Origin of the sequence: Proteiniphilum saccharofermentans (genome assembly GCF_900095135.1) — a bacterium.
Taxonomy (GTDB): domain Bacteria; phylum Bacteroidota; class Bacteroidia; order Bacteroidales; family Dysgonomonadaceae; genus Proteiniphilum; species Proteiniphilum saccharofermentans.
In genome coordinates this window covers 157,498-173,667 of the sequence record NZ_LT605205.1, presented here as the reverse complement: position 1 = coordinate 173,667, position 16,170 = coordinate 157,498, and the positions used below count along the sequence as shown (strand labels likewise).

Genomic DNA, 16,170 nt, shown 5'->3' with positions numbered 1-16,170 from the left:
TGTTGTTAAATAATGGTTGATTCATCGGGTTATCATATTTTTATTTGTATTTTTGAGCTTTAATATCTCAAAAACAGTTAAAAAGGTCCGTGCAGGTTTCAACAGAATATAAGACTCAATTTGAAGAAGCGTATGTTTCCTACTATGCACGAATGAAACGCTTTGCCCGTCAATATGTAATCCGCGAAGAAGATGCGGAAAATATTGTTCAGGATATTTTTTTTGACCTATGGGAAAAACAGTTAGAATTCTCCTCCTTTGTCAACTTCAACGGATTTCTGTTTATGATGTTAAAAAACAGGTGTATTGATTTTCTCCGCCGAAAGACACTTGAACAACAGCTCATTGACGAAATACAATCTGAATATATCCGTACCCTGAAACTGAAATTCGAATCGCTTGAAGCGCTGGATAATAAATTTCTCAACGAGACCGATATTGATACCGTTATTAAAAATGCCATAGACAGTTTACCGGAGAAATGCAGGGAAATTTTTGTGATGAACAAGATCGAAGGAAAAAAACAAAAGTTAATCGCGCAGGAACTCAATATCTCTGTGCATACCGTGGAAAGCCAGATGGGCATTGCCTACAAAAAGCTAAAAGAAGCATTAAAATATTATATGCCACTCTTTCTATTCTTTTTTATTTGATTTTTTCAACTTCTCTTAGCGGATTTTCATTACTCATTCGTTTTATTAACAAGAAGCATTAAAATGGACGAACAACTCTTGCGCTATTTTTCGGGAGAATTAACAATTGATGAACGACTTGAATTGATTCACCGCATTGAAAACGACAGCCTGTTGAAGGCTGAATTTATTCGTTTGCAGAACCTGAATGCGATTTCGCAACTTTCATACCATCCTACAGACCGAAGCGAAGGGATCAGCCATTTCAAGACATTTACCATTCAAGTCAAACGGAATACCCAAAGAAAATCCTTTATCTATTTTGTAAAATATGCAGCAATAGCGCTGGTTCTTGTGGCTTCCACCGTTTGGGCTACGCTGTACCTGTCGGATACCGCCACGGAACCGGTTATGAACACTTTGTATGCCCCTGCAGGACAACGCGCCCAGATAACATTGCAAGACGGAACGGTAGTCTGGCTGAATGCACAATCCACGTTGAAGTACCCTTCTCATTTCTCCAAAAGAAACCGTGAAGTCGAGATCATCGGAGAGGCATTTTTCGATGTGGCCCAAGAGAAAAAGAGGCCGTTTATTGTCTCCACACAGCATATCGACATGGAAGTCTTGGGAACACAATTCAATGTTTACAGTTATCCCGATGCAGATTATATCCAGACAGATCTGGTAGAGGGTTCTGTGAAGATTTATGAAGCGATGGATAAAAAAAACAGCGTCATTTTAAAACCAAATGAACAAGTAACAATTCGAGGAAATAAAATGACTGTCGACAATATCATCAATTCTAACCATCTGCTTTGGAAGGAGGGAATTTATTGCTTCCACAACGAACGATTGATCGATATCATCGAAAAGCTACAACTATATTATGATATAAAAATCGTGGTGGAAGATCCCGAAATTTTTAATGTAAGGTATACCGGAAAATTCCGTCAACGCGACGGCATCGATGAGATCCTGCGTATTATGCAAAAAATTCAACCGTTTAAAATCGAGAAAGACAGAGACAACAATATCATCACGCTATCAAAATAGAACTATTTCGTTAAGCTAAATGAGCCGAGCCAAGCTTTATACCATAGCGAGAATTGAAAATCGAGGAGCGAAGGCGACTCAAAACGACTAAATTTATTGAACTATTAACCCAATTAAAACAGTATTGCCTATGAGAGATGACCTTATAAAATAAGAGCGATAGGTGCGCCAACACCTGTCGCTCTGTAAAAGCAAACACAGACAGTAACAAATCTGAATATTCACTTTAAACTTACAAATATATGAAAATAAACATTTCATCAGACCACTTTTTAACAAAAAAAAGTGATTGTAAAGATTTATTTAAGATCATGAAAATCTGCCTACTATTTTTATTTGCCTTCATATTTCAAATGATGGCGATCAATACCAATGCACAGGATGCGGTAATTGAATTAAAGACCAATTCCGTAACCATTAGTCAATTGATCAATGAAATTGAGAAACAAACCGATTATCTGGTCGTTTACAGCAACCGGGAAGTAGATACCAACAGGAGAGTCAATTTTCAAAAAAGATCAGGCAACGTATCTTCCTATTTGAACGAAGCCTTCTCAAATACCGAAATTGGTTATGATTTTGAAAACAATTACATCGTCCTTTCAAAAAAAGTCTATCAAAATGCGACAACCATAGCCCAACTAATCCAGGCCACCCAGCAGCAAGACAAAAAGATAACGGGAAAAATTACGGATGAAAATGGAGATCCGGTTATCGGAGCCACTATTGTAGAAAAGGATAACCCGTCACGTGGAACAATCACAGATGTAAATGGAAATTATACACTGACAGGTACGCCCGAAAATGCTACCCTGCAATTCACATACGTTGGTATGAAAACGCAGGAAGTAGCTATCGATGGAAGAACAACTATAAATATAGTTCTGGAAGCAGATACAGAATTGTTGGATGAGTTGGTGGTTGTGGGTTATGGTGTCCAAAAGAAAGTCAATTTAACTGGTTCTATAGTTGCAATTAATGAGAAAGATATAGAAAAACTAAATGTGACTCAGCCCTCTCAATTATTAGCTGGTCTTGCCAGTGGAGTCACAGTTACACAATCATCCGGACAACCGGGATCAGACGCTGCAACCTTACGAATTCGTGGACTGGGAACATTCAGTTCTGCAGGGACTTCACCACTTGTGCTGATTGATGGAATTTCTTCTGATATGAATCACATCAATGCTAATGATATTGAAAGCATTTCCATTTTGAAGGATGCTGCATCTGCCGCAATATATGGAACAAGGGCTGCCAATGGTGTAATACTCATCGAAACAAAAAAAGGGAAAGAGGGCATAACCAAAATTAATTACCAGGGAAGTTTCGGCTTTCAAAGACCATCCGAAATACCTAAGATTGTTGACTCGTGGGTATATGCCGAAATGATAAACGAGGCATTACGAAATGCAGGTAGTAACCAACAATATACTGAAGCAGAAATAGCCAAATTCAAATCGGGGGAAGATCAGGATAATTATCCAAATAAGCGCCACTATGACGATTTAGTTAAGTCAGGTGATGGTTTTCAAACCGAACATTACTTGAACTTCACGAGTGGTAACGACAAAAACTCTTATTTGTTTTCCTTGGGATACTTGAATCAAAACGGATTTGTTGATGAAACAAATCATACACATTACAATGTACTATTCAACGCGAGCAGTAAGGTGTCGAATAATTTCAGACTGAATGTGAAATTCCAGGGAAGAGCAGGGTCAACAAGTGAACCCACGACCATCAGGAGCGGTGATGGTGTAGATGGATTACTTAATTACGCCTTGAAAATACCAAATACAATAGCTGGTAAAAAATCCGACGGTTATTATGGGCAGCAGACAGGTTTTACGATTGAAGGTTGGATGGATAGTGAATCTTTTATAAAAAATACCAGTAACAGGATGAATGTAAGTGCAGGATTCGAGTGGGATATTTTAAAGTCTCTTAAATTGACCGGATTGGCAGGGTATAATTATGACAATACGAAGTATAAAAGGTTTTGGCCTGTATTAGTAGTAGATCAAACCTATACAGAGAGTCCTTCGGAATTAACTGAAACCAGAACGGAGAATTCACTTTTGACTTTACAAAGTTTCCTTAATTATAATAAGGCTATTGACAAGCATGAATTTAATGTACTCGGCGGTTATTCACAGGAAAATAATACGAATAGCTGGTTGCGGGCTTTTAGGGATAATTTTCCCAGTAATACATTATATGAAATTAGTGCCGGAGCACCCTCCAACCAACTAAACGGCGGCTCCGGGTATGAATGGGCATTACAGTCTTTCTTTGGCCGATTCAACTATGTCTTTGACGGCAAATATTTATTTGAAGCGAACACACGGTACGACGGCTCCTCAAGATTTCCTGCCAGTAAGCGATGGGGGTTGTTTCCTTCCGTATCGGCTGGATGGATTATCTCTCAAGAAAAATTCTTTCATTTCGAACCAATTAACCACTTAAAAATAAGGACATCATGGGGGAAACTCGGAAACCAGAACATCGGCAATTACCCATATCAGCAAATATTAACGCTGGGAGTCAATGCACCTTTCGGAGTATCAGAAAAAATGTTTTCAGGAGCAGCAGCAACCGTGGTTCCCAGTACCGATATTACATGGGAATCGACCCGCGTTGTTGGTGCAGGATTGGATATCGGGTTAATCAACAATAAAGTCAATGCCTCGATAGATATTTATGACAAACTGACTTCGGATATTCTGTATAATGTAACGGCTTCTACCGTACTAGGAATGACTCCTTCCGTACAAAATGCAGGAGTCGTGTCTAACAAGGGTATTGACCTTAACCTTCAGCATCGACATCAAATAGGTGATTTCTCGTATAATATTTCAGCGAACTTTTCATACGTAAAAAATGAAGTTAAGCAGTTGGCTACTGTGATACAAGATATTAATTCGGGTCTTTTTGTCGGATATCCATTACAGTCTATTTACGGATATGTAGCAGACGGACTCTTTGTCGATCAGCAGGATGTGGATAATTATCCCACCCAGCCCAGGGTAGCCGCACCGGGGGATATTAAATTGAAAGATATCAGCGGTCCTGATGGTGTACCTGACGGGAAAGTAAACGCCGATTACGACCGGAAGATTATCGGAAACCAATTTCCCAAATACACGTATGGGTTAACTTTTAGTCCCAGATATAAGAACTTCGACCTCTTTATTAATATGTATGGAGTAGCCGGCGTTAATAAAATTTTGGGAGGTTTTGCAGATAATGCATTTTATCAAGGCTCAAATCCGCAGGAATGGATGATGGATCGATGGACGAAAGAGAATCCTAATCCAAACGCACCCTATCCTAGATTTTTGGTTGTAGGCGGGGGCGAGCAGCAGTTTTACAGATCGACTTTTGTAATGCAGGATGCATCCTTTCTAAGAATCAGTAACCTTCAATTGGGATATACTGTCCCGGAAAAATTAGTAAAAAAAATATGGATGTCAAATCTTTATGTTTATATAAACGTAAAAAATCCGTTTACTTTTGATCGCTTCAGGGAAGGTTGGGATCCGGAAATGGGTACTGGATATCCTCCAGCACGATATTTTAGTGCAGGTGTAAATATTAATTTTTAATGTATAGTAAAAATGAAAAAATTAGATATATCGAATAGATTCGTAGGCATTCTGTTATTTTTTGCGATGCTTATACCGGGGTGTGTAAGTTTGGATAAGGATCCATTGGATAGCCTGTCAACAGGTACATTCTGGAAAACAGAAACTGATGCAATGTTAGGACTGACCGGAATTTATCATAACCCTCATCTGCAACAAAGCAATTATAATTTTTGGAGTCAGCTTGGTTGCCTGTACCTTTTTGAAGCCACAACAGATAATGGTTTCGAAAAGGATAATCATGTGACAGATATTAACAATGGCTCTCTTGCTTCCACTTACGGAGCTATCAACAATGCATGGGTTGATGCATATCAAAAGATTTCACGGTGTAATAATTTCATAGATAATATTGATGCCGTACAGATGAATCCTGACAAATTAGCTGAAATGAAAGCAGAAGCGAAAGTTATTAGGGCACATGACTATTTTTACTTGGCATTTTATTGGGGAGATGTGCCTTTAACGACTCACGTACTTACTGTGAACGAGGCAAATAATATTTTTCGTACACCCAAAAACGAAGTAATGGATTTTGTAATCAAAGAATTGCAGGAAGCGATTCCCTTATTACCCGTTATCCGTCCGGATGATGAACATGGACGGATTACCAAAGGCGGCGCTTTAGGTATTTTGGGGCGTGTCCTGATGTCCGAAAAACGATGGGAGGATGCCAAGGATGTTTATGAACAAATCATCAATATGGGTATCTACATCATAGACCCGCGCTTTAAAGAAATCTTTGAGGAAAAAGGCGAATCCAGCAAAGAGCATGTTTTGGTAAGTGTCCGTATGGAAGATGTGTACGGAACCCCCATGCTCCGGGGTTGTCATGGATTCGACTTTGGCGGATACCATTGGTTCAGCCCTTATAATGAATTGGTGGAAGAATTTGAATGCATCGACGGAAAACCCATTACCGAATCACCTTTGTATGACCCGGAAGATCCTTATACAAACAGGGATCCACGGCTGTATAAAACAATAGGTATCAATGGTCTGACCGTTTTTAAAGGGAAATTGTATATATCTCATCCCGATTCGTCTGCCGTAAAATACCAGGATCAGGTAACACGTCGTCCGTGGAGCGGTTATTTATTGCATAAGTTTAGTGATGGGGATTATACCGGAAACATTACACAATATGGCGGCGATTTCCCAATGATTCGCTATGCCGAAGTGTTGCTGAGTTATCTGGAGTCATGTATTGAAAGCGGTATGCCCATTACACAGAATTTGTTGAACGCAACCATCAACAAAGTGCGTGGCCGTGAAGAAGTTCAAATGCCGCCCGTAACCGAAACAGACCCTGCAAAACTGACTACCATTTTGCGGCGGGAGCGCAGGGTGGAACTGGCTTGGGAAGGGTTGCGGCTCTATGACTTGTTCCGGTGGCGCATCGCTCATGTCAAACTGAAAGGTACATTTACGGGCATGAAGGTTTGTCCTGCTTCGGAAGCTGCAAGTTATAAAACGGTTAAAGTGGATTCAAAAGGATATTATTTTTGTGAAGAGACCAACTTCCGTGAAAATGTAGATTACCTGTGGCCCATTCCTCAATCGGAAAGGGATGTAAATCCGAATCTTACTCAAAATCCAGGCTATTAAAAGGTATTCATAAAGAGGAGATTTCTGCTTTCACAAAAGAGTTCTCTCCTCTTTATTACTTTTGAATTGACAAATACAGTTTAACGTAAAATATTAACCATAATACTGTATTTCAGCACTATAGAAATGATACACGATGCATACTTATAGGCAATTTTTATTAGTGTGCTCGGTATCAAACCGAACAGAAGATTAAATGATAAACTTGTTAAAGAACATATTAAGTTTACAGCTAATGCTGCTTGACTATATATTGAATTTATAACGCATTATTAACAAATAAGTATGAAAAAGTTAATTATCTGCGGCCTATTGCTTTTAATGTTTGGGCAAGGATGCTCGTCACGGGAACGTACTGAGAATAAGACAACTTCAAGAATTAAATCCGATGTCTGTGTTTACGGGGCAAGTGGTCCTGGAATTGCCGCTGCTGTAGCTGCTGCAAGAGAAGGATATTCTGTTATTATTGTTGAGCCTTGTCACAAAATCGGTGGATTGCTTGGTTCCGGATTCAGAATGCAGCAAGATGTTCCTTATGCCGATCACCTCGGCGGACTTACCGGAGCCTTCTATGCTACAGATATTGTGCAACCTCAACCCAGACACCAGCAGGGAGCCGGAAAATACAATATTAAAGCCCTTCAGTCTATGATCGATGAATACAAAGATCAAATTAAGGTGATTACCGATCACCGTTTATCCTCTGTGAAAAAATCAAATGGAAGTCTTAAAGAAGTTTTTTTTGAATACGCCCCGCCAGGAAAAGACGGAGTCCCCATCTCTTACCGCATCTCAGAAGATTTAGTTTGCGTATCTTCATCAATCTTTATAGATGCAAGTTATGAAGGTGATTTAATGGCTTTCTCAGGAGTACCTTATAGGGTTGGAAAAGAATCCAAAAAAGAATACGGTGAATCTCTTGCCGGTACAGTATTGAGTAAACGGTTTCCGGGAGTCGATCCTTATAAAGAAAAAGGGAATCCCCAAAGTGGCTTTCTTTCGTGTATTACTCCTGATCCATTAGGAGAAGAAGGAGACTCAAGTCGATTTTTTATGGCATATAATTTCAAACTTGCATGGGAAAAAAATCCTACTCCCGAACATCCGGGTATTTTAATTACTCCACCCGAGAATAAAGACCCTGATGTTTACGAATTGTTGAAACGGTATGTTGATGCAGGCTATTCCTTTACTTGGCCACATGAAAATTTTAGCAGAGGGGAATTGATGACCGGGACATTACCTGGTATGCAAATTGATTATCCCGACGGAGACTGGCCGACAAGATCAAAGGTATGGCAGGGATTTATTGATCATATAAAAACACTAACAGACTTTTCCGGTAAAGAAGTAAGGTTAGTATCAGATTGTAACGAGGATACCGATGGCTGGCCGTTCCTTTACATCAGGGGAGGCAGAAGAATGGTCGGTGAATATGTGATGACACAACACGATCTTCAATTGCAAACCGACCCACCGACTCCCATAGGATTAGGATATTACAAAGTAGATATTTATCCCAACCGGCTGGTCGTATTGGATGATGGAACTTTGGCCCATGAAGGAAATCTATGGGAACATGTTTCCCCTGGTCCGTATCAAATACCTTACGGTGCAATAATACCGAAGAAAAAAGATTGCAGGAATTTACTGGTTCCCTTATGTATGTCTGCAAGCCACATTGCCTATTCGTCAATCAGAATGGAAGCAACTTACATGGTTATGGGTGAATCGGCCGGTATCGCTGCTGCTATCGCAATCCGCGAAAATAAAGCGGTACAGGATATCAGTCGCTCCGATTTGACTTCCATGTTAAAAAAATACGGACAAAAACTCGAATGGGACGGAAAAGGATATCGCAATTGGCGATATAATATCTTTAGTACACCACAAGAAGAAGTAACTCGATGGGATACCCATCCTGAGGAATATCAGAAAAAACCAGTTGAAACCCTTTGGAAATAAAAATATGAAGAATATAACTTTGACAATTGCTTTTATATTGACCTTTAATTTTTTATTGGGTCAGAACGTTAAATATAATACGGATGTCCTGGTATATGGCGCCACTCCCTCAGGAATAATGGCTGCAATAACAATAAAAAAGGCAGGTCGTTCTGTAATATTGGTAGAACCCAGCAGATGGGTTGGTGGAATTTTGGGCGCAGGATTAAAACCCACTCAAGATATGCCTAATTATGAAGCTGTTGGAGGGACAACCCGACAACTGATGCTACAGTTGGGTATAAGATCAAATGACCCTTCTTTAACAGTTGATGATGTCTTGAAATTAAACAAAGAAATCAGTCCTAAAGATATTAGAGAAGATTTTTTAAAGTTGCTTAATGATTATGATGTAACTGTGATCTATGATCATCGGATTAGTCGTACAGTAAAAATAGGGAATGGAATCAAAGACGTATTTTTTGATTTAGCTCCGTTTGATGATTATGGATGTCCTGTCGCGGCGGCAAAGATTAATGATAATCTCCAGATAAAATCTAAAATTTTCATTGATGCCAGCTATGACGGTGAATTGATGGCAAGAGCAGGTGTTTCCAATCGAATCGGGAGGGAATCAGTGATAGACTATAACGAAAATCTTGCCGGGGTACGTCCCTATGATAATATTACTCCAATCAGCCCGTTTGTTGTTCCGGATGATCCCAAAAGTGGATTATTAGCTTTGGTCGAGAATGATCATGGAAAACAACAGGGAGCAGGGGATCAATATACGCAAGCATATAATTTTAGATTTTATGTTACTTCAGATCCGGCAAGACGTATTGAAATAACTCCTCCAGATAATTACAACCCTTTTGACTTTGAATTAGTGGGTCGTTATGTAGATTATATAAAGAAGATTTCAAAAGACAATAATGAGTTAAATGAAAGATTAAGTTGGATTTTCCCGGGCTGGTTGAATGCTGCGGAGTATAATTATCAACGACGATCTCTGATCACGATGGTTCCCCTTGGAATAAATCATTTATATGCTGATGGAGATTATGCAACAAAAGCCCGTATTTGGAAATCATACCAGGACTATTTTCGTGGCCTTCATTATTTTTTATCTACGGACGAAAGAGTTCCTAAGGAGTTTAAACAAAAAACAGCGAGTTTGGGTCTTGACAAATTTCATCATCCGGAAACAAACGGATGGCCCCACCAGCTATATGTCCGCGTCAGTCGTCGTTTGATAGGTCTTTATACTATTACTGAGCACGATGTATACAATAAGACCCACATTGAAGACCCTATAGGCTTGGCACAATATGGTATCGACACTTATCCTGCCCGAAGGATTTGGTTTGAACGAAACGATTCCGTATACGTGGCGATTGAAGGAAATATGTTCGTAGGAGGGGCAAAAGGGCCGACAAATGTTCCATATCCCATACCTTACCGGGCAATTGTTCCTCAAAAGCACGAGTGCACTAACTTACTAATACCTGTATTATTCTCATCTACTCATTTAGGATATGCGTCTGCCAGAATGGAACCAACTTTTATGATTGTTGGAGAATCTGCCGGAGTAGCCGCAGTTCATGCCTTAGAAGAAAATGTACCGGTTCAAGACATTAACATAGAAAGCTATTTAAACAAATTGAGAGAAATTGGGCAGCGTTTGTATTGGGAATAATTATTGCATATTTCTAAACTAAAATAAAAGTTATTACTTATGAAAAATCAATCCAGAAGACGATTTATTAATAATATAGTTGGAAGTAGCATTGGATTAGGAGCACTTCCACTTTTATCCTTTGCTTCAAAGGAAAGGATATATAAAAAAACAAGTGATGAATTACCTGTAATCAACGAAGTCGATATCTGCGTCCTTGGGGGAAGTTGTACAGGTGTATTTGCTGCAGTTAGAGCTGCCCGACTGGGAGCGAGGGTTGCTATTATAGAAAAGCAGAATTCGTTCGGAGGAGTTGCAACCAATTCTATGGTTAATATCTGGCATTCGTTATACAACACAGAGTTTAATAAACAGATCATTGCAGGTTTGACTCTGGAAGCAATAGAACGTTTGTCTAAACGCAATGCGATTATTAAATCTGAAAGAAGCCTAAGTGCAGGTGTTACTTTCAATTCTCAGGAACTTAAGATAGAATTGGATGAGTTTGTATTTGAATCTGGGATCATTCCTTATTTACATACACTTTTTTCTGAACCATATTATGATAAAAACGGGGATCTTACTGGAGTCGTTGTTGATAATAAATCAGGCAGGGGTATTATTAAAGCCAGATATTTTGTCGATGCTACCGGCGATGGTGATTTGGCATATCGACTTGGGTTAGAATCCTATGTAAACGAATTACTCCAACCTCCAACAATGTGCGCACATTTTGACGGATGGGATGGAGAGCAATTCAATACTCTACTCAAACAGTATGGAAAAGAATTCGATATTCCCGATGGGTTTGTCTGGGGGGCAAAAGTACCTTCAACGAACACTTATATGTTAGCCGGCACAAGAGTATATGGAGTGGATTGTTCAATTGCCGATGACCTGACAAAAGCTGAAATTGAAGGTCGTCGTCAAATCAGGGCAATAATGGATATGATACGAAAGTACGGCAAAAATATGAATGTTGGGTTAGTTGGTCTGCCTTCTTATATAGGTATCAGGGAAACACGCCATATTAAATGTATTTATCAATTATCTGATGATGATGCCTTATATGGAAAAAGATTTGAAGATGCAATTGCAAACGGGAGTTACAGATTGGATATACACCATCAGGATAAACCAGGATTAACTTTCAGATACCTTGATGGAACCGAAGTATATGCACGACCCGGTCATCCAAGTGAAACAAAACGTTGGCGTGAAGAGACACCTGTTAATCCAACATTTTATCAAATACCACTGAGATCGTTGATTCCCCATAAATTCGATAATCTGATTCTTGCCGGAAGAATGCTTGATAGCAGTATTTTAGCATTTTCAGGAGTTCGGGTTATGGTAAATATGAATCAATTGGGAGAAGCGGCTGGTGTTTGCTGTTATCTCGCTTTAACTCAAGGAAAATCAATCAGGAATGTAAATTATAAAGAAGTTAGGAATGAATTATCAAAAGGGGGATCAATAATTTTGTGAACTTAATAAGTACAAGTTGTTTGCTTATATTTGTTGTATCAAAATTAAAAGGTCACACATTACATTATTTTTTTCAAGAGACGAAACTTGTTTTTCTTCCTTTGCCACGAAGAATTTCCGTATCCTCGTCGTGTTTTGATATTCTGATAAGAATATCTGAATCTTTTTAAGGTAAATTGTTTATCTTCGTCCCAGAGATATCCATACCATTCAAGATAGATATGAAAAAAATACTTTTGATTGCTTTGTTGATCTGTTCCGCATTTCAATTATTTGCGGATAAATGGGACAATAAAACCGCAAAACTGAAAGGGAAAAAGATACTTGTGTTCACAAAGAACGGTGAAGGATTTGTTCACGATAATATTGACGCAAATGTGAATATGTTTCTGAGACTGGGTGAACAACATGGCTTTACGGTAGACTCAACCTCCAATTCTACTATTTTTTCCACATCCGATTTATTCCAATACGATGCAGTAGTGTTTGCAAATACAAATAATAAAGTATTTGGAAATGAGAAAGAGAAAGAGGGGCTTGTACAATTTAACCAGCAAGGGAAAGGAATTGTCGGAATTCATATTGCCTGCGGCACCGAACGTGAATGGGACTGGTTTAAACAAATGATCGGCGGTACGTTTGACTTTCATCCCCGGCTTCAAAAATTCAATGTCCGTGTCGTTGATGATAAACATCCTTCTGCAAGGGATATTCCTTCGGTTTGGAATGTGGAAGATGAATTATATATAATGAAAGAAATGAATCCGACCGTACGGGTTTTGATGGTCTCAGATTTTTCATCGCCAGGTTTCCAACATTCAGAACCAATGCCCGACACCTTCGGCACCGTATTTCCAAGTGTCTGGTGCAATGAATTTGATGGTGGAAGGCAATGGGTTACAGCGCTCGGACATAAAAAAGAGGATTATAGTGATCCTTTGTTTATCAGCCATATCGTTGGAGGCTTGCAGTGGGCTCTCGCTAAAAAAGAATCGCAGGCATCAATAGCCGGAAAAGGAGAGTGGATCAGTTTTGACAATCCGCAGACCGTCCCTAATACCTGGATGATATTCCGCAAAGATATCGTGCTGGATGAAGTCCCCTCACAATTGACCGCCAACATTGCCGTAGACAGCAAATACTGGCTATGGATCAATGACCGGCTGGTGGTTTTCGAAGGGGGACTGAAGCGCGGGCCGGCCCGAAATGCCACTTATTACGATGAGGTGGAGATTGCTCCTTATCTTACTGAGGGAGACAATACGATTGCCGTACTCGTCTGGCATTTCGGCAAGAACAGTTTTAGCCATGCCAACAGCGGCGTATGCGGATTATTTTTTGAAGCCATCTCACCCACGGTGGAAATCCTCTCTGACCGTACATGGCGTGGAGGCGTATATGATGCGTATGAAGATACAGGTGCCCCCTTTCCAAATTATCGCTTATCAGAAAGTAACATCCGGTTCGATGCGCGGAAAGCAATCAAAAACTGGAACAAAAAAATATTCGATGGCCGGTTGTCACCCGCTTCCCTTTCAGGAAGCATATCCGATACCCCGCTGGGGCAACTGGTTAAACGTCCTATCCCCCTGTGGAAAGATTACGGGTTAGCCGCTTACCCCGATGTCCGTCAGTCAGGCGATACGCTCAAGTGCACCCTACCCTATAACTGCCACATTACCCCTTATCTGAAAGTACGGGCCTCCGCCGGACAGACTATTCATATGCTTACTGACAATTACACCGGTGGAAGTGCCAATAATGTACGTGCGGAATATATTACATGCGAAGGGGAACAGGAGTATGAAAACCTTGGCTGGATGAACGGGCATGAAGTCTGGTACGTTGTTCCGGAAGGGATCGAAGTGCTGGAACTGAAATATAGGGAGACAGGATACGATACGGAATTTTCCGGCAGGTTCCATTGTAACGACGAGTTTTTCAATGAATTGTGGAAACGATCGGCCAGAACCTTGTACGTGACCATGCGCGATACCTATATGGACTGTCCCGACCGTGAACGTGCGCAATGGTGGGGTGACGTGGTGAACGAATTGGGAGAGGCCTTTTATTCGCTTTCTCCTTCTTCCCATCAACTGGCACTGAAAGGTATCTACGAATTGATGAACTGGCAACGATCCGATGGCGTCATCTTCTCACCCTGCCCCGCTGGCAACCGTAATCAGGAACTCCCGCTACAGATGTTGGCTTCGGTGGGATGGTACGGCTTTTATACGCAGTATTTCTATAGTGCAGACAGTAGTTTTGTTCCGGTAGTCTATGACCGGGTAAGACGCTACCTCCATGATGTATGGAAGACGGATAACGACGGTTTGGTTATTGAACGTCCCGGTGACTGGAACTGGGGTGATTGGGGTAAGAATGTCGATATCGGCGTATTGACTAACTGTTGGTATTATCTGGCTTTAAAAGCCGAGCAGTCTTTTGCCCTTCAGATGGGAAAAACAGAGGATGCCCGCCAGGCTGCAGCAATGATGAGAAAGATCGAAGAAAATTTTGACACCCGCTTTTGGACCGGATCGGCATACCGTTCACCCGATTATAAAGGGGAGACAGATGACCGTTCACAGGCGATGGCGATTGTGTCAGGATTAGCATCGAAAAGCAAATATCCCGCTTTGCTGAAAGTACTTCAAAAGGAATATCATGCCAGCCCTTATATGGAGAAATACGTATTGGAAGCCCTGTTTGTCATGAACGAACCGGAATTCGCATTGGAACGAATGAAAAAAAGGTATTCCTCCATGTTAAAGTATGCACAATATACCACGCTATTCGAAGGATGGGGTATCGGAGCGGAAGGGTTCGGAGGCGGAAGCATCAATCATGCCTGGAGCGGAGGACCACTCACACTGCTCAGTCAGAAAGTCTGCGGCGTGGAACCCACCTCTCCGGGGTTCAGGACCTTCCGCGTAGCGCCTCAAATGGGCGACCTGACGGAAGCCGAAGCATCGTTCGAATCGGTAAACGGGGAAATAAAAGTTTCCGTAATGCGTTCCGGGAAGAGATATACTATCCGGCTGACCGTGCCGGAAAATAGTTCAGCAGAAGTTATTTTCCCGAATGGAAAATCGGTTAATGTATCGGCTGGAGATCACATATTGCATTCGACAAACTGATATCAAAAAGTAATTATTCGTCTTATTGAAAATCACTTGGTAATGCCAGTAACTGGTACTGTATTGTTTTTGCCAATCGGTAATGTCCTCTCGCGTTCAGATGCAAACGATCGGTCTCACTCGTGCAATAGGGAAGAAAAGCATCCGAAACAGGAAAAATTCCACTTAATGCATGTAGATCTATCACCGGTACAGACCAATAGGTACCTGCCTTTTTCAGTGTCTCGACATACTCTTCTAAATATAGGCCAATTCCGTTGGCATAATTCTCGTGGGGTTGTACATTGGTACTACTCCCGATAAAATCGCCCCGGTGTATAGGTGTCAATATGATGATTTGTTTGTCAGGATATTCTCCCTTCAATAACGAAAGGGTCTTGTTAATACGTCCGCAAAAGGTTGCATCTGTCATAATAGGCGTGCGATGTTTACGATAAGTATCCGTCCCATTGTAATTCACTTTTTCAATAGTTTCGGTAAAGAAGTCTCCTATGATTGTACTTCTATTATAATCGTTGGTCCCTGCCCAGATAAAAATAGCATCTATGGAGTCTTTCTTCTCTGCAATTAGTTCTTTCGCTTTTTCATACATCCCATCCCATTGCAAACCGCTTCTGGCATATACCGCGTAGTCTATGTTCATCAGTTCTTTCAAGAACTGCCAATACCACTTATCGGTCACTTTAGTATTAGGATCCGACATCGAATCTCCCAGATAAGCTGCGCGTTTACCATCCCATTGGGTGTTCAATGTTTTCTCACTGTCTGTAATAACCGACTTATTTTGAGCAATTGTTGCGACACATACCGGAAGTATGGTCAACATAAAAAATATTTTTCTAATCATCTTACACTTATTCTATTAATTCAGGCAAAAATACATCATTAACACCAATGTTCAAATACTTTAGACATTTTGAGTCGCCTGCGCTCCTCGATTTCCAATTCTCGCTATGGCATAGTATAAGCAAACTTAT

At 40.5% G+C, this 16,170-nt stretch carries 9 protein-coding genes and 1 pseudogene; 9 read left to right on the top strand and 1 reads right to left on the bottom strand.

Translation table 11 applies throughout. The features are described 5' to 3' along the window. The first annotated feature begins 89 nt into the window (after positions 1–89). The 9 genes and pseudogenes from PSM36_RS00560 (at position 90) to PSM36_RS00520 (ending at position 15,193) form a co-directional block, all read left to right on the top strand. Positions 90–653 (top strand): RNA polymerase sigma-70 factor, encoded by a 564-nt coding sequence (locus PSM36_RS00560; protein WP_076928334.1) that lies wholly within the window; start codon positions 90–92, stop codon positions 651–653. Between the two features lie 63 nt (positions 654–716). Then, positions 717–1,688, top strand: a complete 972-nt coding sequence (locus PSM36_RS00555; protein ID WP_076928333.1) for a FecR family protein — start codon at positions 717–719, stop codon at positions 1,686–1,688. A gap of 353 nt (positions 1,689–2,041) precedes the next feature. Beyond that, positions 2,042–5,296: a SusC/RagA family TonB-linked outer membrane protein gene (locus PSM36_RS00550; RefSeq protein ID WP_161947534.1), complete on the top strand. Its 3,255-nt coding sequence runs from the start codon at positions 2,042–2,044 to the stop codon at positions 5,294–5,296. 12 nt (positions 5,297–5,308) lie between these two features. After that, complete coding sequence (locus PSM36_RS00545) at positions 5,309–6,943, top strand: RagB/SusD family nutrient uptake outer membrane protein (protein WP_076928331.1); 1,635 nt, start codon at positions 5,309–5,311, stop codon at positions 6,941–6,943. A 285-nt stretch (positions 6,944–7,228) separates the two neighbouring features. Continuing rightward, positions 7,229–8,908, top strand: coding sequence for an FAD-dependent oxidoreductase (locus PSM36_RS00540; RefSeq protein WP_083710865.1), 1,680 nt, complete (start codon positions 7,229–7,231; stop codon positions 8,906–8,908). A gap of 4 nt (positions 8,909–8,912) precedes the next feature. Next, positions 8,913–10,586, top strand: coding sequence for an FAD-dependent oxidoreductase (locus PSM36_RS00535; RefSeq protein WP_154670936.1), 1,674 nt, complete (start codon positions 8,913–8,915; stop codon positions 10,584–10,586). Positions 10,587–10,625: 39 nt separating this feature from the next. Then, the gene (locus PSM36_RS00530; RefSeq protein WP_083710864.1) at positions 10,626–12,053 is read left to right on the top strand and encodes an FAD-dependent oxidoreductase; all 1,428 of its coding nucleotides are present in this window, start codon (positions 10,626–10,628) and stop codon (positions 12,051–12,053) included. Positions 12,054–12,274: 221 nt separating this feature from the next. Next, positions 12,275–12,970, top strand: a pseudogene (locus PSM36_RS17650) (ThuA domain-containing protein); the annotation flags it as partial. 87 nt (positions 12,971–13,057) lie between these two features. After that, positions 13,058–15,193: an alpha-L-rhamnosidase-related protein gene (locus PSM36_RS00520; protein ID WP_394333062.1), complete on the top strand. Its 2,136-nt coding sequence runs from the start codon at positions 13,058–13,060 to the stop codon at positions 15,191–15,193. Positions 15,194–15,215: 22 nt separating this feature from the next. Here PSM36_RS00520 and PSM36_RS00515 read toward each other — a convergent pair whose 3' ends face one another. Next, a complete protein-coding gene (locus PSM36_RS00515) occupies positions 15,216–16,019 on the bottom strand; it encodes an SGNH/GDSL hydrolase family protein (RefSeq protein WP_083710862.1) in 804 nt (267 codons plus the stop codon). Positions 16,020–16,170 lie beyond the last annotated feature (151 nt).

Bases quoted from the DNA above. Each gene is read 5' to 3' on its own strand.
- PSM36_RS00535 (WP_154670936.1), top strand. From the start codon at position 8,913: ATGAAGAATATAACTTTGACAATTGCTTTTATATTGACCTTTAATTTT.
- PSM36_RS00555 (WP_076928333.1), top strand. From the start codon at position 717: ATGGACGAACAACTCTTGCGCTATTTTTCGGGAGAATTAACAATTGAT.
- PSM36_RS00540 (WP_083710865.1), top strand. From the start codon at position 7,229: ATGAAAAAGTTAATTATCTGCGGCCTATTGCTTTTAATGTTTGGGCAA.
- PSM36_RS00530 (WP_083710864.1), top strand. From the start codon at position 10,626: ATGAAAAATCAATCCAGAAGACGATTTATTAATAATATAGTTGGAAGT.
- PSM36_RS00550 (WP_161947534.1), top strand. From the start codon at position 2,042: ATGATGGCGATCAATACCAATGCACAGGATGCGGTAATTGAATTAAAG.
- PSM36_RS00515 (WP_083710862.1), bottom strand. From the start codon at position 16,019: ATGTTGACCATACTTCCGGTATGTGTCGCAACAATTGCTCAAAATAAG.
- PSM36_RS00545 (WP_076928331.1), top strand. From the start codon at position 5,309: ATGAAAAAATTAGATATATCGAATAGATTCGTAGGCATTCTGTTATTT.